General features: G+C 47.9%; 25 protein-coding genes, 2 tRNA genes and 2 other RNA genes. 16 read left to right on the top strand and 13 right to left on the bottom strand.

All coding sequences use genetic code 11. The annotated features are described in order from the left end of the window. Positions 1-6 precede the first annotated feature (6 nt). From ACJHWK_RS21400 to yciA, 3 genes are all read left to right on the top strand, one after another. A complete protein-coding gene (locus ACJHWK_RS21400) occupies positions 7-750 on the top strand; it encodes a YciC family protein (RefSeq protein ID WP_000028541.1) in 744 nt (247 codons plus the stop codon). 29 nt (positions 751-779) lie between these two features. Then, positions 780-1,319, top strand: coding sequence for a septation protein A (locus ACJHWK_RS21405; RefSeq protein ID WP_000808667.1), 540 nt, complete (start codon positions 780-782; stop codon positions 1,317-1,319). 104 nt (positions 1,320-1,423) lie between these two features. Further along, positions 1,424-1,822: an acyl-CoA thioester hydrolase YciA gene (gene yciA / locus ACJHWK_RS21410; RefSeq protein ID WP_000108160.1), complete on the top strand. Its 399-nt coding sequence runs from the start codon at positions 1,424-1,426 to the stop codon at positions 1,820-1,822. 39 nt (positions 1,823-1,861) lie between these two features. Here yciA and tonB read toward each other — a convergent pair whose 3' ends face one another. Continuing rightward, positions 1,862-2,587 (bottom strand): TonB system transport protein TonB, encoded by a 726-nt coding sequence (tonB, locus tag ACJHWK_RS21415; protein WP_001306569.1) that lies wholly within the window; start codon positions 2,585-2,587, stop codon positions 1,862-1,864. A 223-nt stretch (positions 2,588-2,810) separates the two neighbouring features. On the opposite strand from tonB, the gene ACJHWK_RS21420 reads away from it, so the two are divergent. Together ACJHWK_RS21420 and kch are read left to right on the top strand one after the other, a co-directional pair. After that, positions 2,811-3,107, top strand: a complete 297-nt coding sequence (locus ACJHWK_RS21420; protein ID WP_000967595.1) for a YciI family protein — start codon at positions 2,811-2,813, stop codon at positions 3,105-3,107. A gap of 300 nt (positions 3,108-3,407) precedes the next feature. Further along, positions 3,408-4,661: a voltage-gated potassium channel protein gene (kch, locus tag ACJHWK_RS21425; protein WP_000020078.1), complete on the top strand. Its 1,254-nt coding sequence runs from the start codon at positions 3,408-3,410 to the stop codon at positions 4,659-4,661. A 54-nt stretch (positions 4,662-4,715) separates the two neighbouring features. Here the strand turns inward: kch and ACJHWK_RS21430 are convergent, their stop codons facing one another. Next, positions 4,716-4,889, bottom strand: coding sequence for a YciY family protein (locus ACJHWK_RS21430; protein WP_001309467.1), 174 nt, complete (start codon positions 4,887-4,889; stop codon positions 4,716-4,718). A 142-nt stretch (positions 4,890-5,031) separates the two neighbouring features. On the opposite strand from ACJHWK_RS21430, the gene cls reads away from it, so the two are divergent. After that, positions 5,032-6,492 (top strand): cardiolipin synthase, encoded by a 1,461-nt coding sequence (gene cls, locus ACJHWK_RS21435; RefSeq protein ID WP_000214516.1) that lies wholly within the window; start codon positions 5,032-5,034, stop codon positions 6,490-6,492. Positions 6,493-6,526: 34 nt separating this feature from the next. Next, positions 6,527-6,856 (top strand): HI1450 family dsDNA-mimic protein, encoded by a 330-nt coding sequence (locus ACJHWK_RS21440; protein WP_000366959.1) that lies wholly within the window; start codon positions 6,527-6,529, stop codon positions 6,854-6,856. 52 nt (positions 6,857-6,908) lie between these two features. Here ACJHWK_RS21440 and oppF read toward each other — a convergent pair whose 3' ends face one another. From oppF to oppA, 5 genes are all read right to left on the bottom strand, one after another. Continuing rightward, positions 6,909-7,913: a murein tripeptide/oligopeptide ABC transporter ATP-binding protein OppF gene (gene oppF, locus ACJHWK_RS21445; RefSeq protein WP_000994905.1), complete on the bottom strand. Its 1,005-nt coding sequence runs from the start codon at positions 7,911-7,913 to the stop codon at positions 6,909-6,911. Further along, on the bottom strand, positions 7,910-8,923 hold the full coding sequence (gene oppD / locus ACJHWK_RS21450; RefSeq protein WP_000110954.1) for a murein tripeptide/oligopeptide ABC transporter ATP-binding protein OppD: 1,014 nt from the start codon (positions 8,921-8,923) through the stop codon (positions 7,910-7,912). Before oppD ends, oppF begins: the two co-directional genes overlap by 4 nt. 11 nt (positions 8,924-8,934) lie before the next feature. Then, complete coding sequence (oppC, locus tag ACJHWK_RS21455; protein WP_000979661.1) at positions 8,935-9,843, bottom strand: oligopeptide ABC transporter permease OppC; 909 nt, start codon at positions 9,841-9,843, stop codon at positions 8,935-8,937. A gap of 14 nt (positions 9,844-9,857) precedes the next feature. After that, the gene (oppB, locus tag ACJHWK_RS21460; RefSeq protein WP_000911112.1) at positions 9,858-10,778 is read right to left on the bottom strand and encodes an oligopeptide ABC transporter permease OppB; all 921 of its coding nucleotides are present in this window, start codon (positions 10,776-10,778) and stop codon (positions 9,858-9,860) included. Between the two features lie 85 nt (positions 10,779-10,863). Then, the gene (oppA, locus tag ACJHWK_RS21465) at positions 10,864-12,495 is read right to left on the bottom strand and encodes an oligopeptide ABC transporter substrate-binding protein OppA (RefSeq protein WP_000182042.1); all 1,632 of its coding nucleotides are present in this window, start codon (positions 12,493-12,495) and stop codon (positions 10,864-10,866) included. 283 nt (positions 12,496-12,778) lie between these two features. On the opposite strand from oppA, the gene ACJHWK_RS21470 reads away from it, so the two are divergent. Then, complete coding sequence (locus ACJHWK_RS21470; RefSeq protein ID WP_001211521.1) at positions 12,779-13,075, top strand: hypothetical protein; 297 nt, start codon at positions 12,779-12,781, stop codon at positions 13,073-13,075. 157 nt (positions 13,076-13,232) lie between these two features. On the opposite strand, the gene ychE (ACJHWK_RS21475) is transcribed toward ACJHWK_RS21470, so the two are convergent. After that, complete coding sequence (gene ychE, locus ACJHWK_RS21475) at positions 13,233-13,880, bottom strand: NAAT family transporter YchE (RefSeq protein WP_000616773.1); 648 nt, start codon at positions 13,878-13,880, stop codon at positions 13,233-13,235. Positions 13,881-13,910: 30 nt separating this feature from the next. Further along, a complete protein-coding gene (ychE, locus tag ACJHWK_RS21480; RefSeq protein WP_211180492.1) occupies positions 13,911-13,964 on the bottom strand; it encodes a protein YchT in 54 nt (17 codons plus the stop codon). Positions 13,965-14,356: 392 nt separating this feature from the next. On the opposite strand from ychE (ACJHWK_RS21480), the gene adhE reads away from it, so the two are divergent. Beyond that, entirely contained in the window at positions 14,357-17,032 is a 2,676-nt protein-coding gene (gene adhE, locus ACJHWK_RS21485; protein ID WP_000301651.1) for a bifunctional acetaldehyde-CoA/alcohol dehydrogenase, read from the top strand. A 302-nt stretch (positions 17,033-17,334) separates the two neighbouring features. Here adhE and tdk read toward each other — a convergent pair whose 3' ends face one another. Continuing rightward, on the bottom strand, positions 17,335-17,952 hold the full coding sequence (tdk, locus tag ACJHWK_RS21490; RefSeq protein WP_000068076.1) for a thymidine kinase: 618 nt from the start codon (positions 17,950-17,952) through the stop codon (positions 17,335-17,337). Between the two features lie 603 nt (positions 17,953-18,555). On the opposite strand from tdk, the gene hns reads away from it, so the two are divergent. Beyond that, a complete protein-coding gene (gene hns / locus ACJHWK_RS21495; protein ID WP_001287378.1) occupies positions 18,556-18,969 on the top strand; it encodes a histone-like nucleoid-structuring protein H-NS in 414 nt (137 codons plus the stop codon). 144 nt (positions 18,970-19,113) lie between these two features. On the opposite strand, the gene galU is transcribed toward hns, so the two are convergent. The 3 genes from galU to rssA all read right to left on the bottom strand — a co-directional run bounded on the left by galU (position 19,114) and on the right by rssA (position 22,234). Then, on the bottom strand, positions 19,114-20,022 hold the full coding sequence (gene galU / locus ACJHWK_RS21500) for a UTP--glucose-1-phosphate uridylyltransferase GalU (RefSeq protein WP_000718995.1): 909 nt from the start codon (positions 20,020-20,022) through the stop codon (positions 19,114-19,116). 201 nt (positions 20,023-20,223) lie between these two features. Then, positions 20,224-21,237, bottom strand: a complete 1,014-nt coding sequence (gene rssB, locus ACJHWK_RS21505) for a two-component system response regulator RssB (protein WP_000193447.1) — start codon at positions 21,235-21,237, stop codon at positions 20,224-20,226. A gap of 91 nt (positions 21,238-21,328) precedes the next feature. Further along, a complete protein-coding gene (gene rssA / locus ACJHWK_RS21510) occupies positions 21,329-22,234 on the bottom strand; it encodes a patatin-like phospholipase RssA (protein WP_001226476.1) in 906 nt (301 codons plus the stop codon). A gap of 112 nt (positions 22,235-22,346) precedes the next feature. Between rssA and ACJHWK_RS21515 the strand changes: the two genes are divergently transcribed. The 6 genes from ACJHWK_RS21515 to ACJHWK_RS21540 all read left to right on the top strand — a co-directional run bounded on the left by ACJHWK_RS21515 (position 22,347) and on the right by ACJHWK_RS21540 (position 24,416). After that, positions 22,347-22,805, top strand: a complete 459-nt coding sequence (locus ACJHWK_RS21515; protein ID WP_001314642.1) for a YchJ family protein — start codon at positions 22,347-22,349, stop codon at positions 22,803-22,805. Between the two features lie 49 nt (positions 22,806-22,854). Beyond that, positions 22,855-23,697 carry a formyltetrahydrofolate deformylase gene (gene purU, locus ACJHWK_RS21520; protein ID WP_000555849.1) on the top strand — a complete coding sequence of 281 codons (843 nt, stop codon included), beginning with the start codon at positions 22,855-22,857 and terminating at the stop codon, positions 23,695-23,697. A gap of 159 nt (positions 23,698-23,856) precedes the next feature. After that, positions 23,857-23,941: transfer RNA gene (locus ACJHWK_RS21525), tRNA-Tyr, on the top strand. A gap of 34 nt (positions 23,942-23,975) precedes the next feature. Next, positions 23,976-24,060: transfer RNA gene (locus tag ACJHWK_RS21530), tRNA-Tyr, on the top strand. A gap of 46 nt (positions 24,061-24,106) precedes the next feature. Then, positions 24,107-24,238, top strand: a non-coding RNA gene (locus tag ACJHWK_RS21535) — RtT sRNA. A gap of 46 nt (positions 24,239-24,284) precedes the next feature. Then, positions 24,285-24,416: non-coding RNA, RtT sRNA (locus tag ACJHWK_RS21540), on the top strand. The last annotated feature ends 2 nt before the right edge of the window (positions 24,417-24,418 follow it).

Here is a 24,418-nt window from a genome sequence, read left to right on the forward strand (position 1 = left end):
GAGTGCATGTCTATCACGGCGCAGTCCGTATACCGTGACACCGGAAATTTCTTCCGTAATCAATTTATGACCATTCTGTTGGTATCGTTGCTATGTGCGTTTATCACAGTGGTGTTAGGGCATGTTTTCTCACCCAGTGATGCACAGCTTGCGCAGCTCAATGACGGCGTGCCCGTTAGCGGCAGTAGTGGGTTGTTCGACCTGGTTCAGAATATGTCACCGGAACAGCAACAAATTTTGCTGCAGGCTTCAGCGGCGTCCACTTTTTCAGGATTAATCGGTAACGCCATTCTCGCCGGAGGCGTAATATTAATTATCCAGCTGGTGTCTGCGGGTCAGAGAGTCAGTGCGCTGCGAGCTATTGGTGCCAGTGCGCCGATATTGCCCAAGTTATTTATTCTGATTTTTCTGACTACCCTTTTAGTACAGATTGGCATCATGCTGGTGGTCGTTCCGGGAATTATCATGGCCATTTTATTGGCCCTGGCACCGGTGATGTTGGTACAGGACAAAATGGGCATTTTTGCCTCGATGCGAAGCAGCATGCGCCTGACCTGGGCGAATATGCGTCTGGTGGCACCCGCAGTACTGAGCTGGTTGCTGGCAAAGACACTGTTGCTGCTTTTTGCCTCTTCTTTTGCCGCATTAACCCCGGAAATTGGTGCCGTACTGGCGAACACCTTGAGCAACCTGATTTCAGCCGTACTGCTCATCTATCTGTTCCGCCTGTATATGTTGATTCGCCAATAACCTTAAGCATTTGATTACGGAATCGTAAAATGAAGCAGTTTCTTGATTTTTTACCGCTGGTTGTCTTTTTCGCGTTTTACAAGATTTATGACATCTATGCGGCTACTGCGGCGCTGATCGTCGCCACGGCGATTGTGCTTATATATAGCTGGGTTCGCTTTCGTAAGGTTGAGAAGATGGCCCTGATCACTTTTGTTCTGGTGGTCGTCTTCGGTGGCTTGACGCTGTTCTTCCACAATGATGAGTTTATTAAATGGAAGGTTACAGTCATTTATGCTCTGTTTGCGGGAGCCCTGTTAGTCAGCCAATGGGTGATGAAAAAGCCGCTAATTCAGCGGATGCTGGGTAAAGAACTCACGCTGCCGCAACCGGTATGGTCGAAGCTGAATCTGGCCTGGGCTGTTTTCTTTATCCTTTGCGGTCTGGCAAACATCTACATCGCATTCTGGCTGCCGCAAAATATTTGGGTCAACTTTAAAGTCTTTGGCCTGACCGCCCTTACCTTAATCTTCACATTGTTAAGCGGTATCTATATCTACCGCCACATGCCGCAGGAAGATAAATCCTAACCAGACTGCCAGTCCTTCGGGGCTGGCGCTGTATCTCCTCTGTTCTCCTCAGGAAAATCATAGTAGCATCGCGCCTGTGATTTTCCTTTTAAGTCGGTTTTACCATGTCTACAACACATAACGTCCCTCAGGGCGATCTTGTTTTACGTACTTTAGCCATGCCCGCCGATACCAATGCCAATGGTGACATCTTTGGTGGTTGGTTAATGTCACAAATGGATATTGGCGGCGCTATTCTGGCGAAAGAAATTGCCCACGGTCGCGTCGTGACTGTGCGGGTTGAAGGAATGACTTTCTTACGGCCGGTTGCGGTCGGCGATGTGGTGTGCTGCTATGCACGCTGTGTCCAGAAAGGGACGACATCGGTCAGCATTAATATTGAAGTGTGGGTGAAAAAAGTCGCGTCTGAACCCATCGGGCAACGCTATAAAGCGACAGAAGCATTATTTAAGTATGTCGCGGTTGATCCTGAAGGAAAACCTCGCGCCTTACCTGTTGAGTAATAATCAAAAGCCTCCGGTCGGAGGCTTTTGACTTTCTGCTTACTGAATTTCGGTGGTGCCGTTAATTTTAAACAGGATATTCACCACAATCCCACTGCCTGGCTTACCCGGCTCATAACGCCATCTGCGCATCGCATTTTTCACCTCACGCTCAAACATGTTCGCAGGCTTGGCTGAGAGGATTTGCACGTTATCCACGCGACCATCCGGCGTGACATCAAATTTAACTTTAACCTGCCCTTCAATGCGCAATGCCTGTGCTCGTGCCGGATACTGCGGCTGATTGCGGCTTAATGCGCGTGGTCCTGAAGCCACACTGGTAACCGGCTTGCTGGTTGCAGCCGTTGCCGTACTTGATGTCGGGCGCGCGGGTGCCGTATTTTCAAACGGTGATGCCGGACGCGACTCTACGGGTTTGACATCGCGTTTTGGCTGCTCCTGTACCTTTTTCACCGGCTTCGGTTTTGGCTTAGGTTTCGGCTTCGGCTTCGGCTTTTCAATGACCACCGGTGCTTCTTTTGGCGGTTCGGGGATCGGCTCAGGTTCCGGTTCTGGCTCTACCACCGGCTCCGGTGGCGGCTGAACGGCTTGTGGCGGTTCGAGATCCGCAGGCGCAACCATCGTGACAGAAATTGGCTGCGCAGGCGCAGGTAGTTCAATAACCTGATGTACCGAGGTATAGAGCAGACCCGCCACAACAGCACCATGAATGCAGACCGAAAGTAACGTCGGCCAGGGGAAGCGGCGAGGTAAATCAAGGGTCATTGAAGTCATAATCATTTCAGTAGAAAAACCAGGCCTCGATTTTAAATGCAAATAGCAATCATATTCAATAAGGCAAGACGATCAGGATCAGTGAAAATGTCATTTTTGGCGTAATTGACCTTACTTTATGCATGGTCTTAACAAAGACATCATCTTTCCGTTGCAGATCTTCGCCCTTTCAAATAACGTACTTTACAACTTTCCCGAACAAGGAGTTGTGCCCGTGTTGTATGTTATTTACGCTCAAGACAAAGCTGATAGCCTCGAAAAACGCCTTTCCGTTCGTCCGGCACATTTAGCACGTTTACAGTTACTGCATGATGAAGGTCGTTTGTTGACAGCTGGTCCAATGCCAGCGGTAGACAGTAACGATCCAGGGGCTGCGGGATTTACTGGCTCAACCGTTATTGCTGAATTTGAATCGCTGGAAGCAGCTCAGGCCTGGGCCGATGCTGACCCGTACGTAGCGGCAGGAGTCTATGAACACGTTTCAGTGAAACCATTTAAGAAAGTGTTCTGAATAGAGATTCAATATTTAAGGGCACGGTTTTTGCAACCGTGTTCTTGTTTGGCCTTTCCTTATAGGTCGGTCAGTGCATTCACCCCCACAAGCAGATAATAACTTTATCTGTATTTCTTTATATGATGTGAGCATATTCAGGAAAAATGCCCTTTCCTGACGCAGAGTTGCTCACTCAAAACCTTTGATTACTGCGGATAAAGTCATCTACTATTGTTTAACACATTCACGCGCTGCATGTATGTTCAGAAAATGTGCACGCTCAGATAATTAAACAAAATTGTGGTTACAGAGGTATCAGTGAGTCACTGGGCTACATTCAAACAAACAGCAACTAATTTATGGGTGACCCTACGGCACGACATTCTCGCGCTGGCCGTCTTTTTAAATGGATTGCTTATTTTTAAAACAATCTATGGTATGTCGGTAAATTTGCTAGATATTTTCCATATCAAAGCATTTTCAGAGTTGGATCTCTCCTTGCTGGCAAACGCCCCACTCTTTATGCTCGGCGTCTTTCTTGTCCTGAACTCCATTGGCTTACTGTTCCGGGCAAAGCTCGCATGGGCAATCAGTATCATTTTGTTGTTGATAGCGCTAATTTACACCCTGCATTTTTATCCCTGGCTGAAATTTAGTATTGGATTTTGCATTTTTACGCTGGTGTTTTTGCTGATACTGCGCAAAGACTTCTCCCACAGTAGCGCCGCAGCCGGGACAATTTTCGCATTTATTAGTTTCACGACGTTACTGTTTTACTCCACCTACGGTGCGCTTTATTTAAGCGAAGGTTTTAATCCGCGAATAGAAAGTTTGATGACCGCGTTCTATTTTTCGATAGAAACCATGTCAACCGTCGGCTATGGCGATATTGTCCCTGTTTCTGAATCAGCACGATTGTTCACTATTTCGGTCATTATTTCCGGCATTACCGTTTTTGCCACCTCTATGACCTCAATTTTTGGTCCGCTTATCCGCGGGGGATTCAACAAACTTGTAAAAGGAAACAATCATACAATGCATCGTAAAGATCATTTTATTGTTTGCGGACATTCGATTCTCGCCATCAATACGATCCTGCAACTGAATCAACGCGGACAAAACGTAACGGTTATCAGCAACTTGCCTGAAGATGATATCAAGCAACTTGAGCAACGCTTAGGCGATAACGCTGATGTTATCCCCGGTGACAGTAATGACAGTTCAGTCTTGAAGAAAGCGGGAATCGATCGTTGCCGGGCCATTCTGGCGCTGAGTGATAACGATGCAGATAACGCGTTTGTTGTACTCTCGGCAAAAGATATGAGCAGTGATGTCAAAACAGTTCTCGCCGTCAGTGATAGCAAAAACCTGAATAAGATTAAGATGGTACATCCGGATATCATTCTCTCGCCGCAACTGTTTGGCAGCGAAATTCTGGCGCGAGTTTTAAATGGTGAAGAGATTAATAATGATATGCTCGTTTCAATGTTGTTGAACTCCGGTCATGGCATTTTCAGCGATAACGATGAACAAGAAACGAAAGCTGACAGTAAAGAATCGGCGCAAAAATAGAGTTTAAAGACGGAAGAGTAAACTTATTGGGCACCGCAATGGTGCCCAGTACATTTAGATATTGTAGATCGCAAACAATAACGAGTTACGCTGTTTGTTTAGAATGCACTTCCTGATGCTGTGGATACGCATATTTCGGCGCGATTGCCCCTCAAGCCAACGCGATTTACGTCGGCTAGCCTGACGCTGCATGCGCCAGCGCCCCACTTCCGTTCTACTCCGCTTCATGTTAACTACTCTATGCAATAACAGAATGGTCATTATACCCCCGCCCCCGACGCTGACCAGTGCTTTTCCCGCGTTTTTATTTGCCAGATGAATCCATATGCGTAAACTCATAACAATGCGCTTTCAAAAGGATTTCTAATCTATGACAACCGTTTATACGTTGGTGAGTTGGTTGGCCATTCTGGGATACTGGTTGCTCATTGCAGGCGTAACTTTACGCATTCTAATGAAACGACGCGCAGTTCCCTCCGCGATGGCCTGGCTGTTGATTATTTACATTCTGCCGTTAGTCGGAATTATTGCCTATCTTGCCGTTGGCGAGCTCCATTTAGGCAAACGCCGCGCTGAGCGCGCCAGAGCGATGTGGCCTTCCACCGCAAAGTGGCTTAACGACCTTAAAGCCTGTAAGCATATCTTCGCCGAAGAAAATAGCAGTGTCGCTGCGCCACTATTCAAGCTTTGTGAGCGTCGTCAGGGGATCGCTGGGGTCAAAGGGAATCAGCTACAACTGATGACCGAGTCAGATGATGTGATGCAGGCGTTAATCCGCGACATCCAGCTCGCGCGCCATAATATTGAGATGGTGTTTTATATCTGGCAGCCCGGCGGCATGGCGGACCAGGTGGCTGAATCATTAATGGCGGCTGCGCGACGCGGCATTCATTGCCGATTGATGCTCGACTCCGCCGGGAGTGTGGCTTTTTTCCGCAGCCCGTGGCCCGAGCTAATGCGTAATGCCGGTATTGAAGTGGTCGAAGCCTTAAAGGTCAATCTGATGCGTGTGTTTTTACGCCGTATGGACCTGCGCCAACATCGCAAGATGATCATGATCGATAATTACATCGCGTACACCGGCAGCATGAATATGGTCGACCCTCGCTACTTCAAACAAGATGCGGGCGTAGGGCAATGGATTGATCTGATGGCGCGTATGGAAGGCCCCATCGCCACCGCGATGGGGATTATTTATTCCTGCGACTGGGAGATTGAAACCGGGAAACGTATTCTGCCGCCACCACCAGATGTCAATATTATGCCGTTTGAGCAGGCCAGCGGTCACACCATTCACACAATTGCTTCTGGCCCCGGCTTTCCGGAAGATCTCATTCACCAGGCATTATTGACTGCGGCTTATTCGGCACGTGAATATTTGATCATGACAACGCCCTACTTTGTGCCCAGCGATGATTTACTTCATGCGATTTGCACGGCGGCACAGCGCGGAGTGGATGTCAGTATTATCCTTCCGCGAAAAAATGATTCAATGCTGGTTGGCTGGGCCAGTCGCGCGTTCTTTACGGAACTGCTGGCTGCTGGGGTTAAAATTTATCAGTTTGAAGGCGGGTTATTGCATACCAAGAGTGTGCTGGTCGATGGCGAATTAAGTCTGGTTGGTACCGTTAACCTTGATATGCGGAGTCTGTGGCTGAATTTCGAGATTACGCTGGCAATCGACGATAAAGGGTTTGGTGCTGACCTCGCCGCCGTTCAGGACGATTATATTTCGCGTTCTCGTCTGCTCGATGCCCGTTTATGGCTAAAACGTCCATTATGGCAACGTGTCGCCGAGCGACTGTTTTACTTCTTCAGCCCGTTGCTGTAAAACGTCGCCAACAGAGGTTAAACAGGTAGTGACTATGGATATGGATCTAAACAATCGCCTGACTGAAGATGAAACGCTTGAGCAGGCCTACGATATTTTTCTCGAACTGGCTGCCGACAATCTCGATCCAGCTGATGTTCTGCTGTTCAATCTTCAGTTTGAAGAGCGCGGCGGCGCGGAGTTATTCGATCCGGCAGAAGACTGGCAGGAACATGTTGATTTCGATTTGAACCCGGACTTTTTTGCCGAAGTGGTGATTGGTCTGGCGGACAGTGAAGATGGTGAAATCAACGATGTTTTCGCCCGCATTCTGTTATGCCGCGAAAAAGATCACAAACTGTGCCATATCATCTGGCGGGAATAAATAATCGCTTTCGGCGTGAAAAAGGGCTGACAACTGTCAGCCCTTATTGTGTTTAAAGCGGATCGACTTTCAGGCAAGAAACGGCGTGTCTGAAACTCCCCTCCAGAACAGGACGTGTTTTGGCGCACTCCGGACCGGCAATCGGGCAACGGGTACGGAAAACACAACCGGAAGGCGGGTTGATCGGCGACGGTAATTCCCCTTCCAGTAACTGGATGGTTTTGTTCTTCTCCAGATCCGGATCAGGTATGGGGACTGCCGACATCAATGCCCTGGTGTAAGGATGTAGTGGATTGTGGTAGACCTCATCATAGGTCCCCAGTTCTACCGCATGGCCGAGATACATCACCAGCACACGATCGGAAATGTGTTTTACCACGGCCAGGTCGTGAGCGATAAAAATTAATGACAATCCCATCTCGCGTTGCAGCTGCTGGAGCAGGTTGACCACCTGCGCCTGAATTGACACGTCCAGCGCCGACACCGGCTCATCACAGATAATCAGCTTCGGTTCAAGAATAAGAGCACGAGCAATCCCGATACGCTGGCACTGCCCACCAGAGAACTCATGCGGATAGCGGTTAATCAGGTTAGGCAATAACCCGACTTTCAGCATCATCGCCTTCACGCGCTCGCGAACTTCCTGGCGTGACATTTTCGGATGATAAGTACGCAGTGGTTCAGCGATGATCTCGCCGATGGTCATACGCGGGTTAAGCGATGCCAACGGATCCTGGAAAATCATCTGAATATCACTGCGAACGGCACGCCATTCATCGGGCTTCATGCCCAGCAACTCTTTACCTAACCAGGCAACATGACCGTCGGTCGCCTTGACCAAACCGATGATGGCGCGAGCAAAGGTGGACTTACCGCATCCCGATTCCCCTACCACACCTAAAGTTTCCCCTTCATACAGGCGAAGAGTGACACCATCGACGGCTTTGAGCGTTTTCGGCGGTTGCCAGAACCACTGTTTGCCATCTTTGATTTCAAAGTGCACTTTCAGATCGGCGATTTCAAGGAGGACTTTTCTTCCTTCAGTTACAGCATTCATAACAGTTCCTCCACCGGTTTAAAGCAAGCACGCAGACGGCCAGGCGTAAACTCTTCCAGCGGCGGTGCGCTACTACAAATTTCCATCGCATGCGGACAACGTGGCTGGAACGGGCAACCTTTCGGTAATCGCAGCAAGTTTGGCGGATTACCCGGGATGGTCAACATTGTTTCACCTTCCGCATCAAGACGCGGCACCGCGTTGAGCAAACCGATAGAATAAGGATGAACGGGTTGATAAAAGACATCGCGCGCATTGCCATATTCCATCGTGCGCCCGGCGTACATTACCAGCACTTTGTCGCAGATCCCCGCAACCACGCCAAGATCGTGGGTGATCATAATGATGGCGGTATTAAATTCCCGCTTCAGTTCATTTAATAGCGTCATGATCTGCGCCTGTACGGTGACGTCCAGCGCAGTAGTGGGTTCATCAGCAATCAGCAGCTTAGGTCGACATAGCAATGCCATCGCAATCATGACTCGCTGACGCATGCCGCCAGAAAATTCGTGCGGGTACATTTTCATGCGTTTACGCGCTTCCGGCATTTTTACCGCATCGAGCATCCGCACCGACTCTTCAAACGCCTCAGCTTTGCTCATGTTCTTATGCAGCATCAGCACTTCCATCAACTGCTCACCGACGCGCATATAGGGATTCAACGAAGTCATTGGGTCCTGAAAAATCATTGAGATTTGTTCAGCGCGCAGTTTATTGAGTTCACGCTCTGGCAAATTGAGGATTTCACGCCCATTGAAGGTTGCCGATCCGCCAATACGTCCGTTGGCAGCCAACAGGCCCATCAACGCAAATGCAGTTTGCGATTTACCCGAACCAGACTCACCTACAATGCCCAGCGTTTCTCCGGCACGTAGGGAAAAATTTAAATCATTGACCGCCGTGACGTCGCCGTCCGGGGTACTAAAGGTAACACGCAAATCTTTCACGTTCAGCAGTGCGTCAGCCTGTTGTTGTGCGAGCGGCACAGTTGCAGTTTCAATTACGCTCATGGCTGCACTCCTTAACGATCTTTCGGGTCGAGGGCATCACGCAAGCCATCGCCGATAAAGTTGAAACAAAACAGTGTCACCACGAGGAATCCCGCTGGGAACAACAATAACCATGGAGAGACTTCCATCGAGTTCGCGCCATCACTCAGCAATGCACCCCAGCTGCTTAACGGCTCTTGCGTACCCAACCCCAGGAAGCTAAGGAAAGATTCAAAGAGGATCATGCTGGGCACCAGAAGTGATGCGTAGACCACCACCACACCGAGTACATTCGGCACAATGTGGCGAATAACAATGCCCGACGTCGATACACCGCCAACTTGTGCCGCCTCAATAAACTCTTTACGCTTCAGACTCAGGGTTTGCCCACGCACAATACGAGCCATATCCAGCCAGGAAACCATGCCAATCGCCACGAAAATCAGCAGGATGTTTTGACCGAAAAAGGTCACCAGCAAAATGACGAAGAACATGAATGGGAAGGAGTTGAGGATTTCCAGCAGACGCATCATTACCGAATCCACTTTACCGCCCAGATAACCGGAAAGCGAACCGTAAAGTGTCCCCACGACCACTGCCACCAGTGCCGCAGCAACACCGACCATGAGTGAGATACGCCCGCCAATCGCAACGCGCACAAGCAGGTCGCGACCGGATGAGTCAGTACCAAAGTAGTGACCGGACTCCATATCCGGGGCGCTGGACATCATCGCCCAGTCAGTATCGTCATAGGCAAACTGCGAAAGCATCGGTGCCAGGATTACAAATAACGCGATCAGCACCAGCACTATCAGACTGGCAACCGCCGCACGGTTATGCATAAAACGTCGACGTGCGTCCTGCCACAAGCTGCGCCCTTCGACCTCCAGCTTTTCACTGAAATTTTCCAGCGTCTCGCTGTTTTTCTTACTTAACATCATCGCGAGCTCCAGTATCAGTAACGGATTTTCGGGTCGATAACCGCATATAGCACATCGACAATGGCATTAAACAAAATGGTTAACGCACCAACCAGGATAGTCAGGCTTAACACTAAGGAATAGTCACGGTTCAATGCGCCATTAACGAACAGTTGCCCAATCCCCGGCAAACCATAAATGGTTTCGATAACCATAGAACCGGTAATAATGCCGACAAATGCGGGGCCCATATAGGAGAGCACGGGTAACAGAGCAGGTTTTAATGCGTGGCGTAAAATGATCCGCCGCATAGGTAACCCTTTCGCCCGGGCAGTACGAATAAAGTTGGAGTGTAAAACCTCAATCATAGAGCCACGGGTAATACGCGCAATACTGGCGATATAGGCGAGTGACAACGCCACCATCGGCAATATCATGAATTTAAGCGCCCCACCATTCCAGCCACCGCCCGGCAGCCAATGCAAAATGATCGCAAATATCATTACTAATAATGGCGCAACCACAAAACTGGGGATAACAACCCCGGTCATTGCCAGCCCCATCACGGTATAGTCCCATTTGGTGTTTTGTTTTAATGCGGCAATAACGCCAGCACTAACACCCAGTATTACCGCAAGGAAAAATGCTGCGGCTCCCAGTTTGGCAGAAACGGGAAAACTGGATGCAACCAGGTCGTTGACCGAATAATCTTTATATTTAAACGATGGACCGAAATCGCCATGCGCCAGTTGTTTCAGGTAGCTGAAATACTGTGTCATGATCGGATCATTAAGATGATATTTCGCTTCGATATTGGCCATCACTTCTGGCGGTAAAGTACGTTCGCCGGTAAAAGGGCTTCCCGGCGCGAGGCGCATCATGAAGAACGAAATAGTAATAAGAATAAATAGCGTCGGAATCGCTTCCAGACAGCGACGTAGAATAAATTTTAACATTGCCCTACCTTCTGGCCTGTGCCTTCTGTAATGCGATAAAAATCAGACACCGTGGAGCAGGACACTCCTGCCCCACGTATTGCCATTAGTGCTTCACAATGTACATATTCCGGGTGTAGGTATTATCCAGCGGATCTTTGCCGGTATAGCCACCAACCCACGGTTTCACCAGACGCGCATTCACGTAGTAATAAACAGGAACAATGGCCGAATCCTTATCCAGCTGTTGTTCTGCTTTAGTGTACAGAGCTGTGCGCTGCGCCTCGTCAGTCGCTTTCAGCGTTTCCGCCATAATGCTGTCAAAGGCCGGGCTCTTATAATGCGCGGTATTCATCGAGCTGTTCGACAGCATGGTGTTCAGGAAGGAAGTTGGTTCGTTGTAGTCTGCACACCAGCCTGCACGGGCCACATCAAAAGTGCCCTGGTGACGGGTGTCGAGGAACGTTTTCCACTCCTGGTTAACCAGTTTGACGTTTACACCAATGTTTTTCTTCCACAATGAAGAGGCAGCAATCGCCAGCTTTTTATGCAGATCGGAGGTGTTATACAACAGGTTGATGGTCAACGGTTTGTCTACGGTATAACCCGCTTCAGCCAGCAGTTTTTTCGCTTCTTCGTTACGTTTTTCCTGGCTCCAGCCAAACCATTCCGGCTGAGTCAATTTTGCGCCATCAGTATACGGTGGAGTGTAACCATAGGCGGGCATGTCGCCCTGCGCTTTCACTTTATTAACAATGATATCGCGGTCCATACCCAGTTTCAGTGCGGTACGCACACGTACATCGTTAAATGGCGGTTTCTGGTTGTTAATTTCGTAATAATAAGTGCACAGGTATGGATCAACGTGAACTTCGTCCGGGATCTCTTTTTTCAGCTTCTGGAACAATTCGATCGGCATGTTGTTATAAGTCATGTCGATTTCACCACTACGGTAGCGATTGACATCGGTAACTTCAGAAGCAATAGGCAAATAGGTTACCTGGTTAATAACGGTTTTCGCGTTGTTCCAGTAGGTCGGGCTGCGTTCAAGAACGATTCGTTCGTTTACGACCCAATCTTTTAAGGTATAGGCACCGTTGGTGACGATATTACCAGGCTGGGTCCATTTTTCTCCGAATTTCTCGATAGCGGCTTTTGGCACCGGTGAAGTTGATGGGTGAACAAGTAATTTATAGAAGTACGGAACAGGTTCACTTAAGGTGACTTCTAATGTGTGATCATCAATAGCTTTCACGCCGAGATCGGTAATCGGTTTTTTCCCTTCAAGAATTTCATCAATACCGGCGATATGCCCATATTGCAGATAACTGGCATACGGAGAAGCGGTGTTCGGATCAACAGAACGTTGCCAGCTATACACAAAGTCTTGGGCTGTGACTGGCGTGCCATCAGACCATTTCGCATCTTTACGCAAATGGAAGGTCCAGACTTTCGCGTCTTTATTATCCCAGGATTCAGCGACGCCAGGTGCCGGATGGCCGTCAAGATCGCTGACCAGTAAGCCTTCAAACAGGTCTCGGCTGATATTAGACTCCGGAACACCTTCAATTTTGTGCGGATCTAATGACTGAACTTCTGAACCATTGTTACGTACCAGCGTTTGTTTTTCCGCCAGTGTGACGCCTGCGGGTACATCAGCTGCCAGCGCGACATTCCCTGCCATTAGCGCAGCCAGAACGCCAGCTGCTACTAAACTTCTCTTGGTGATGTTGGTCATTGTTTTTTGGACTCCCTCATTATAATTACTGGTATTAACCAGCATGTGTAATCCCGGATTGGGACCCTGCACAGGCTCGGAGACTTTCTGCTGTCAGGTTACTTTATCGTTACGTATTACTATCACCGACTTTATTTATTCTGGTGATTCAGACGATCACCTTATGTCGATTCGTACTGTGTCTCCCCTGTCGAGACACATTATTCTTTCGCGACGCTCTTTAATTGTTAATTATTCTCATTACCAATAAAGAATCGTCTGGCGGTTGCCCGGAAAGTACCAAATGCGCTTCTTACTCGCCAATACATTTTGCAAAATTGTTAAGCAATTCTCTTTTATTGACCGTATCAGAATCTATAGCTTGCATCCATGTCTTAACAAACATCTTTCAATTCAATCAAATAGAGATTGGTTAAGCATGTCTATCTTTTCTGATTACAGTTCCAGTAGTGAAATGCACAATAATTTAACAATTGATTATTATTTAGCACTTTCCTCTACCAAAGGCAGTGGAATTACTAATATCATTTCAATTATTCTTCAGCAAGCCCAGGATTATGATGTGGCGAAAATAACATGATGGTGAGGAGAAGCAGTTAAGGAAATCCTTATAACCAACTGTAATTCAAGAAGAATATTTTTACCCATTCCCTTTGCTTTTGATAACTGCACCGGAACAAAGTAAAAATAATGACGAAGTAAACGGAGCATGACAGCTCCGTTTCATTTGAAAGGAATTAATTAAGCAAGCCGGGGAAAATCCCCTTAATACCAGTAACGATAAATTCAATCCCCAATGCCATCAGCAATAGCCCCATAATACGCGTGATCACGTTGATGCCGGTTTGGCGTAAAACCCGTACCAGCCACGGTGCCATGCGGAACAATCCCCAGCAACATAAAGCGAACAATGCAATAGCCACAAAGAAACCAAACAGATAGCTAATGCTGTGATAACGCGTACCCCAGACGATGGTAGAACTGATCGCCCCTGGCCCCGCCATCAACGGCAACGCCAGTGGCACCACACCAATGCTTTCACGTACCGCGGTTTCTGATTTTTCTTGCTTGTTCTGTTTATCCTCGCCAAGCTTGCCGCTGATCATCGACATCGCTATCGTCACCACCAGGATGCCCCCGGCGATACGGAACGAATCAATTGATATACCAAAAAGTTGCAGAATCGTGTCGCCGAGAAAAAGCGAGATCCACAAGATAATGGCCACAGACAGGTTGGCTGTAAGGTTAGTTTTGTTTCGCGCTGCCGCTGTCTGATAACTGGTCATGCTGATAAAGACGGGAATAATCCCTACCGGGTTGACCAGCGCAAATAACCCGATGAAAAATTTGAAGTAAACGGGAAAATCAAAAAGGGTCTGAATCACGGTTAGCTCCGAAGCAAAAGCCGGATAATGTTAGCCATAAATAAGGTTGAAAAGACGCGCTGACAATACGCCTTTTGACAGCATTTTTCACCTCCTAACTACTTAAAATTGCTATCATTCGTTATTGTTATCTGGTTGTGCAAAACATGCTAATGTAGCCACCAAATCATACTACAATTTATTAACTGTTAGCTATAATGGCGAAAAGCGATGCTGAAAGGTGTCAGCTTTGCAAAAATTTGATTTGGATCACGTAATCAGTACCCAGAAGTGAGTAATCTTGCTTACGCCACCTGGAAGTGACGCATTAGAGATAATAACTCTAATGTTTAAACTCTTTTAGTAAATCACAGTGAGTGTGAGCGCGAGTAAGCTTTTGATTTTCATCGGTTAAGCAAATCATCACCGCACTGACTATACTCTCGTATTCGAGCAGATGATTTACTAAAAAAGTTTAACATTATCAGGAGAGCATTATGGCTGTTACTAATGTCGCTGAACTTAACGCACTCGTAGAGCGTGTAAAAAAAGCCCAGCGTGAATATGCCAGTTTCACTCAAGAGCAAGTAGACAAAATCTTCCGCGCCGCCGCTCTGGCTGCCGCAGATGCTCGAATCCCACTCGCGAAAATGGCCGTTGCCGAATCCGGCATGGGTATCGTCGAAGATAAAGTGATCAAAAACCACTTTGCTTCTGAATATATCTACAACGCCTATAAAGATGAAAAAACCTGTGGTGTTCTGTCTGAAGACGACACTTTTGGTACCATCACTATCGCTGAACCAATCGGTATTATTTGCGGTATCGTTCCGACCACTAACCCGACTTCAACTGCTATCTTCAAATCGCTGATCAGCCTGAAGACCCGTAACGCCATTATCTTCTCCCCGCACCCACGTGCAAAAGATGCAACCAACAAAGCAGCTGATATCGTTCTGCAGGCTGCTATCGCTGCCGGTGCTCCGAAAGATCTGATCGGCTGGATCGATCAACCTTCGGTTGAACTGTCTAACGCACTGATGCACCACCCAGACATCAACCTGATCCTCGCGACTGGTGGTCCGGGCATGGTTAAAGCCGCATACAGCTCCGGTAAACCAGCTATCGGTGTAGGCGCGGGTAACACGCCTGTTGTTATCGATGAAACTGCTGATATCAAACGTGCAGTTGCATCTGTGCTGATGTCCAAAACCTTCGACAACGGCGTAATCTGTGCTTCTGAACAGTCTGTTGTTGTTGTTGACTCTGTTTATGACGCAGTACGTGAACGTTTCGCAACCCATGGCGGCTATCTGTTGCAGGGTAAAGAGCTGAAAGCTGTTCAGGACGTTATCCTGAAAAACGGTGCGCTGAACGCGGCTATCGTTGGTCAGCCAGCCTATAAAATTGCTGAACTGGCAGGCTTCTCTGTACCAGAAAACACCAAGATTCTGATCGGTGAAGTGACCGTTGTTGATGAAAGCGAACCGTTCGCACATGAAAAACTGTCCCCGACTCTGGCAATGTACCGCGCTAAAGATTTCGAAGACGCGGTAGAAAAAGCAGAGAAACTGGTAGCTATGGGCGGTATCGGTCATACCTCTTGCCTGTACACTGACCAGGATAACCAACCGGCTCGCGTTTCTTACTTCGGTCAGAAAATGAAAACGGCTCGTATCCTGATTAACACCCCGGCTTCTCAGGGTGGTATCGGTGACCTGTATAACTTCAAACTCGCACCTTCCCTGACTCTGGGTTGTGGTTCCTGGGGTGGTAACTCCATCTCTGAAAACGTTGGTCCGAAACACCTGATCAACAAGAAAACCGTTGCTAAGCGAGCTGAAAACATGTTGTGGCACAAACTTCCGAAATCTATCTACTTCCGCCGTGGCTCCCTGCCAATCGCGCTGGATGAAGTGATTACTGATGGCCACAAACGTGCGCTCATCGTGACTGACCGCTTCCTGTTCAACAATGGTTATGCTGATCAGATCACTTCCGTACTGAAAGCAGCAGGCGTTGAAACTGAAGTCTTCTTCGAAGTAGAAGCTGACCCGACCCTGAGCATCGTTCGTAAAGGTGCAGAACTGGCAAACTCCTTCAAACCAGACGTGATTATCGCGCTGGGTGGTGGTTCCCCGATGGATGCCGCGAAGATCATGTGGGTCATGTACGAACATCCGGAAACTCACTTCGAAGAACTGGCGCTGCGCTTTATGGATATCCGTAAACGTATCTACAAGTTCCCGAAAATGGGCGTGAAAGCGAAAATGATCGCTGTCACCACCACTTCTGGTACAGGTTCTGAAGTCACTCCGTTTGCGGTTGTAACTGACGACGCTACTGGTCAGAAATATCCGCTGGCAGACTATGCGCTGACCCCGGATATGGCGATTGTCGATGCCAACCTGGTTATGGACATGCCGAAGTCCCTGTGTGCTTTCGGTGGTCTGGACGCAGTAACTCACGCCATGGAAGCTTATGTTTCTGTACTGGCATCTGAGTTCTCTGATGGTCAGGCTCTGCAGGCGCTGAAACTGCTGAAAGAATATCTGCCAGCGTCCTACCACGAAGGATCTAAAAATCCGGTAGCGCGTGAACGTGTTCACAGTGCAGCAACTATCGCGGGTATCGCGTTTGCGAACGCCTTCCTGGGTGTATGTCACTCAATGGCGCACAAACTGGGTTCCCAGTTCCATATTCCGCACGGTCTGGCAAACGCCCTGCTGATTTGTAACGTTATTCGCTACAACGCGAACGACAACCCGACCAAGCAGACTGCATTCAGCCAGTATGACCGTCCGCAAGCTCGCCGTCGTTATGCTGAAATTGCTGACCACCTGGGTCTGAGCGCACCGGGCGACCGTACTGCTGCTAAGATCGAGAAACTGCTGGCATGGCTGGAAACGCTGAAAGCTGAACTGGGTATTCCGAAATCTATCCGTGAAGCTGGCGTTCAGGAAGCAGACTTCCTGGCGAATGTGGATAAACTGTCTGAAGATGCATTCGATGACCAGTGCACCGGCGCTAACCCGCGTTACCCACTGATCTCCGAGCTGAAACAGATTCTGCTGGATACCTACTACGGTCGTGATTATGTAGAAGGTGAAACTGCAGCGAAAAAAGAAGCCGCTCCGGCTAAAGCTGAGAAAAAAGCGAAGAAATCCGCTTAATCAGTAGCGCTGTCTGGCAACATAAACGGTCCCTTCTGGGGCCGTTTTTTTGTTTTACCCAAAGCAACTTTCCCATAAACCGACAGCATTTGCCTTCATCATATTTACGGCGATGTATAACGCCTACACACAGCGATATTGTACTTTACAGGTCACAAGTCAACGTCACTGTAAAAGCGCTCTGTGAGGGGTATAGTGGCGTTAAAGAACTGTCGAGAAGGGTATATACACCGGATGAAGTGAGTAAAACGAACTGACAGGATAAAAGCGCCCTGCTCACCCTGTCAGTAAAGAAATTCTTATTAATCGTGGCGATGCCTTTCCTGAATAGCCGTTAATGAGCCGACTTCTAACGCTTCTTTATAGTGTTTACGGCATACAGAAACGTAGCGTTCATTACCACCAATAACCACCTGCTCACCTTCGTTATAAGGTCTGCCTGCTTGATCAAGACGCAGCACCATGCTTGCTTTGCGGCCACAAAAACAGATGGTTTTTAATTCAACCAGTTTGTCGGACCATGCCAGTAAGTATTGGCTGCCAATAAATAACTCACCTCGAAAATCGGTACGTAAACCATAACAAAGTACGGGTATATCGAGTTGATCGACAACCTCCGATAATTCATATACTTGTTGTCTGGTTAAAAACTGGCATTCATCAACCAGTACGCAATGAATTGCCTGCTGTTCATGTTCCGCACGAATCTCATCAAATAATGATGAATTTTGGTTAAATAATTTTGCAGGCGATGACAAACCTATACGCGAACTGACTTTCCCGGCACCAAAGCGATCGTCAATTTCTGCCGTATATACGACAGTGCGCATGCCGCGTTCCTGGTAATTGTATGAAGATTGCAACAATGCTGTAGACTTACCCGCATTCATTGCGGAATAGTAGAAATATAGCTGTGCCATCAGCCACAGGCCCTCAATGATATGAATTAAAGTTGGCTGGAGTTTATCATAATTCGTCAGTTTTTCAGCTCAACAGTATGCACAGAAGTGGTATATGCGTTCTCCCTTACGAAGCCTTGCATAATCCTTCTGAGCTATCATTACAACTGCCTCGCTTGTTATAAGCGGGTAAATGACTGCTGGTAACTATTCACAATCTTTAACCCGTTGCGCAAGTAATAGCCCTCTGTTGACCTCCAGGAGATAGTGCAATACTAAGTCCCTGCTCTTATTGCGACTGTTCTACTTTTCATCATTCGCTTAATAGGGAATTCTCGTAAACACGACTAATACAGAAGACTGAAAGGTCGTCAGCCTACGATAATCTCCCCATAAAATGTGACATGAATCAGGAAGTTTTAACCTCACGTGCTGCGAAATCATCGGCGCAAATAGGGCTATATGCCGCGTCTTTTCTGGCTAATTTTATGAAAAGATATTTATTGGAGGCACAAAATAAAGAACAATTTTGAATTCCTTACATTCCTGGCTATTGCACAACTGAATTTAAGGCTCTATTATTACCTCAACAAACCACCCCAATATAAGTTTGAGATTACTACAATGAGCGAAGCACTTAAAATTCTGAACAACATCCGTACTCTTCGTGCGCAGGCAAGAGAATGTACACTTGAAACGCTGGAAGAAATGCTGGAAAAATTAGAAGTTGTTGTTAACGAACGTCGCGAAGAAGAAAGCGCGGCTGCTGCTGAAGTTGAAGAGCGCACTCGTAAACTGCAGCAATATCGCGAAATGCTGATCGCTGACGGTATTGACCCGAACGAACTGCTGAATAGCCTTGCTGCCGTTAAATCTGGCACCAAAGCTAAACGTGCTCAGCGTCCGGCAAAATATAGCTACGTTGACGAAAACGGCGAAACTAAAACCTGGACTGGCCAGGGCCGTACTCCAGCTGTAATCAAAAAAGCAATGGATGAGCAAGGTAAATCCCTCGACGATTTCCTGATCAAGCAATAATCTTTTGTAGATTGCACTTGCTTAAAAATCCCGCCATCGGCGGGATTTTTTATTGTCCGGTTTAAGACAATTTAATAAGAATAAGCTATAAAAAAACGGCGTCGATTGCTCAACGCCGTTTCGTGGATAACACCGATACGGATGTTACTTCTTAATGCCCATCTCTTCTTCAAGCCAGGCTTTAAATTCCGTGCCAAGGGTGTTATGACGAATACCGTATTCAACGAAGGCCTGCATGTAACCTAATTTATTACCGCAGTCATGGCTCTTCCCTTTCATATGATAGGCTTCCACCGTTTCTTTTTCGATCAGCATATCAATTGCGTCGGTGAGCTGAATTTCATCACCAGCTCCCGGAGGGGTTTTTGCCAGCAACGGCCAAATATCCGCGCTAAGTACGTAACGACCCACAATAGCGAGATTAGACGGCGCAACATCCGCTTTCGGTTTTTCTACCACACCAACCATCGGTACGCTTTCACCCGGCGCTAATTCAACGCCTTTGCAATCCACAACGCCATATGCGGTAACATCAGCAACCGGTTCAACCATGATCTGGCTATGACCCGTTTCATCAAAGCGGCGGATCATCTCTGCCAGGTTATCCTGTGACAAATCGGATTCATATTCATCCAGAATAACGTCAGGCAAAATAACAGCCACAGGTTCATCACCCACTACCGGGTGAGCACACAATACCGCATGTCCCAGGCCTTTCGCCAGCCCCTGACGAACTTGCATAATAGTCACGTGCGGCGGACAAATAGACTGCACTTCATCAAGCAGTTGACGTTTTACACGTTTTTCCAGCATTGCTTCCAGTTCAAAACTGGTATCAAAGTGGTTTTCAATCGAGTTTTTAGATGAGTGAGTAACCAGCACAATTTCAGTAATGCCAGCCGCAATACATTCATTCACGACGTATTGAATTAATGGCTTATCGACAAGTGGCAGCATCTCTTTCGGGATGGCTTTCGTCGCCGGCAACATCCTGGTTCCTAATCCCGCAACGGGGATAACGGCTTTTTTGACTTTCGTATTAATGGCAGCCATTTAAATTCTCCTGGACTGTTCGTGTTTTGAACGTGTTCATATTTCTGTATCGCATCCCAGTATATCAGCACCCCGAAGGGGCTAAGTTCTGAAAAGGAGGCGAGTTAGCATAATTAAGACAATTACTTATACGAATGGCGACGATAGTACCACCAGCCGACATTAGCTGGTAATGCAAATTTAGCCCGCGTTATCGTTTGCTCATTCTGCAGACAACATCAAGCGAAGCCGACCACCGGTTCCCCAAATTTGGCATTGCCAGGCATCGCATCGCTGGCTCAATTGATTCAAATAAGCGTTACCTAAAGTGCCTAACGGAACACCATTACTGATTTGCACCTGGTGTTCGCCGGTATTTAACGTCGCATTCAGACCCGCAGAAACCAGAATGAGATTTTTCAGTTCGCGATGATAATAGCCAACTAATAGTGGAAACTGCCCCGGCAGATTGGCCTGACGGAGTAAATGGTTTACCTGCTTCAATAACGCGCCCAACTCTGGCAACCGTTGATTTTGATGTGCAAGCTGTTCCTGTAATAATCCGTTAAACAATGCGCGTAATAACAAGGCAGCAAGTACGCCATTATGTCCAGCTCGGGTGACATCAAGGCAATAAAATGCCAGATCGTTTTCCGAAAGTGCGGCAATATCAAGCACCAGGCCGGGTTTGTCCGCGGCAACCAATTGACGATAATTAACCCGGCAATGGGAAATCACCTGCTGAACCGGCGGTTGCAATTCCTGTAATAATTTCGCCGCTGCGGCAGGGTTATCAACCATTGCATCCCAGTCGCGAAAAAGCCTCTCCTCTTCCTCAACGCGGGAATTAAACATGCTGGGATAGAGACAGGCAAAAACCATCTCGCGCAAACGATTCAGATCTTTAACTGGTTTCAGCAAAACATCTTCAACGCCCAGACGTAACGCTTTGGCAATATCTGCCATATTTTCAGTGGCAGATATCACGAGAACAGGTGTCTGGTCACCTCTGTTGCGTATATGTTCCAGCAGTTTAAGCCCGTTCATTCGTGGCATAGCGATATCACATATCATCAGGTCTGGAGTGAAACCTCCCAGCAACTCAAGGGCATCCACCCCATCAGCCGCTAGTACCGTTGTCGCTCCCAATGAGGAAAACCACGAATCCAGAAGCGAGCGAAATACCTGCTCATCTTCAACAATGAGAATCTGTTTTCCGACCAATGGCTGCGTCATGTTCTCTCCCCTGACTGGCTTTACTCAATAGTGGCATGCTATTGCCACCTGCGCCTGTCAGAATTAACTTAAGTGTAGATAAAAATTCTGGTCAAATGTTGGTGCGTACCAACGGCAAAAGTTCGTCCATTTTCTTTTCCACTGCCAGCTGCCCGGCCGCAATGGCAGCGTGCGCGCGATGGAAATCAAGCGTAGATATTTGCGGGCAAACAGGTTGAATCAGAATATCGGGCGGATCACCTGCCATGCGGTTCCTTTTAAGGCGGTTCTCCAGCACCTGGATAGAAGTGGTCATAATCTCTGTTGCCGTTGGCGCTGTCACCGCCCGACGTGTCGTTATGCTGCCTAACCTTTCTTTCAGACGCGCATGCCACGGCAGAGAATCACCATTCTCGCTATTTTCTTCACTGACATTAAAGGAGAGCAGATCTTGTTGCATCAAATGAGCATCGTGCTGCAGGTCGACCGCTATCACAATATCAGCACCCAATGCACGCGTGAGCGAAATAGGAATTGGGTTAACTACAGCGCCATCAACCAGCCAGTAGCCGTTATGCGCAACGGGTGCCATTAGTCCTGGAATACTGCATGATGCACGAATAGCAAGATGGAGATCGCCTTCTGTAAACCATAATTCGCGCCCAGTACTTAAATTGGTGGCAACAGCCGCGAAGCGACGGGAACAATTTTCGATCTCTGTTTCCGGCATTATTTCGCGATATTGATTGAAGACACGCTCGCCGCGCAGTAACCCACCGCGCTGCCAGGAGAGATCCATCAGGCGTAAAACATCCCAATAACTGAAAGAGGTCACCCAATCTTCCAGCGCAGATAGTCGATCGCATGCATAGGCAGCGCCCACCAGCGAACCAATTGAACATCCTGCAACGATATCAATTTCAATACCCACTTTTTTTAGCGCATTAATAACGCCAATATGCGACCAACCTCTCGCCGCGCCAGATCCCAGCGCCAGCCCTATTTTTATCTTTCTCATTATTCCCGCAAGATTCCCCTGGAATGCAATCGTAGCAACATCGCTACTGCTCGGTTAACATAGTGCTACTCAGGCGGTTAATACGCCGTTATTGTTTCCAGGGAGATTATTTGTGTCTCAGCTTTGTCCCTGTGGTAGTGCTGTCGAGTATAGCCTATGTTGCCACCCTTATGTGTCTGGTGAAAAGGTTGCACCTGATCCAGAACATCTCATGCGTTCGCGTTACTGCGCTTTTGTGATGAAAGACGCAGATTATTTAATAAAGACCTGGCATCCATCTTGTGGAGCGGCGGCGTTACGTGCCGAATTGATTGCCGGATTTGCGCATACTGAATGGTTAGGATTGACCGTATTTGAACATTGTTGGCAGGACGTCGACAATATCGGATTTGTCAGTTTTGTTGCGCGATATACCGAAGGTGGCAAAACAGGTGCAATCATTGAACGTTCGCGATTTTTGAAAGAAAACGGTCAATGGTACTATATTGACGGTACACGTCCGCAGTTTGGCCGCAACGATCCCTGCCCTTGTGGTTCAGGTAAAAAATTTAAAAAGTGCTGCGGCCAATAATGGTTGACGGTACGGTTTAGCAAACACTCTCAACAAGGTTTTTCCAGCAATGCATTCACTCCAACGTAAAGTTCTGCGTACTATTTGTCCGGACCAAAAAGGTCTGATCGCACGTATTACCAATATTTGCTACAAGCACGAGTTAAATATCGTACAGAACAATGAATTTGTTGATCACCGTACCGGGCGCTTTTTTATGCGCACGGAACTGGAAGGAATTTTTAATGATTCCACCCTGCTGGCGGATCTCGACAGCGCATTGCCAGAAGGCTCCGTACGTGAGCTGAATCCTGCTGGTCGTCGCCGGATAGTGATTCTGGTCACTAAAGAGGCGCATTGCCTTGGCGATTTGTTGATGAAAGCCAATTACGGCGGCCTGGATGTCGAAATCGCGGCAGTTATTGGTAACCACGATACTTTACGTTCTCTGGTTGAGCGTTTTGATATTCCGTTTGAGCTGGTAAGCCATGAAGGGTTAAGCCGCAACGAGCACGATCAAAAGATGGCGGATGCCATTGATGCTTATCAGCCTGACTACGTGGTGCTGGCGAAGTATATGCGGGTATTAACGCCAGAATTTGTGGCACGCTTCCCGAATAAGATCATCAATATTCACCATTCATTCCTGCCAGCGTTTATCGGCGCACGTCCTTATCACCAGGCCTATGAACGTGGCGTGAAGATTATTGGCGCAACCGCTCACTATGTGAATGACAATCTGGACGAAGGTCCAATCATCATGCAGGACGTTATTCATGTCGATCATACCTACACAGCTGAAGATATGATGCGCGCAGGTCGTGACGTCGAGAAAAACGTCTTAAGTCGCGCACTCTACAAAGTACTGGCGCAGCGCGTCTTTGTTTACGGTAATCGGACGATTATTCTTTAATCGCCAGCAAAAATAACTGGTTACCTTTAATCCGTTACGGGTGAAAATTACGCAACCAGTTCATTTTTCTCAACGTAACACTTTACAGCGGCGCGTCATTTGATATGATGCGCCCCGCTTCCCGATAAGGGAGCAGGCCAGTAAAAAGCATTACCCCGTGGTGGGGTTCCCGAGCGGCCAAAGGGAGCAGACTGTAAATCTGCCGTCATCGACTTCGAAGGTTCGAATCCTTCCCCCACCACCATCTCAAGCATTACCTCAAAATTTGAATTACCCCTGGTGGGGTTCCCGAGCGGCCAAAGGGAGCAGACTGTAAATCTGCCGTCATCGACTTCGAAGGTTCGAATCCTTCCCCCACCACCATCACTTTCAAAAGTCCCTGAACTCTCAAACGAATCCGTAATTAAATATTCTGCCCAAGCGGGGAAGGATGAGAAGCTTCGACCAAGGTTCGACTCGAGCGCCAGCGAGAGAGCGTTGCCGCAGGCAACGACCCGAAGGGCGAAGCGCGCAGCGCTGAGTAATCCTTCCCCCACCACCATCACTTTCAAAAGTCCGTGAACTCTCAAACGAATCCGCGATTAAATATTCTGCCCAAGCGGGGAAGGATGAGAAGCTTCGACCAAGGTTTGACTTGAGCGCCAGCGAGAGAGCGTTGCCGCAGGCAACGACCCGAAGGGCGAAGCGTGCAGCGCTGAGTAATCCTTCCCCCACCACCATC

This window comes from Escherichia sp. WS547, from assembly GCF_046486065.1.
Lineage (GTDB): Bacteria > Pseudomonadota > Gammaproteobacteria > Enterobacterales > Enterobacteriaceae > Escherichia > Escherichia coli.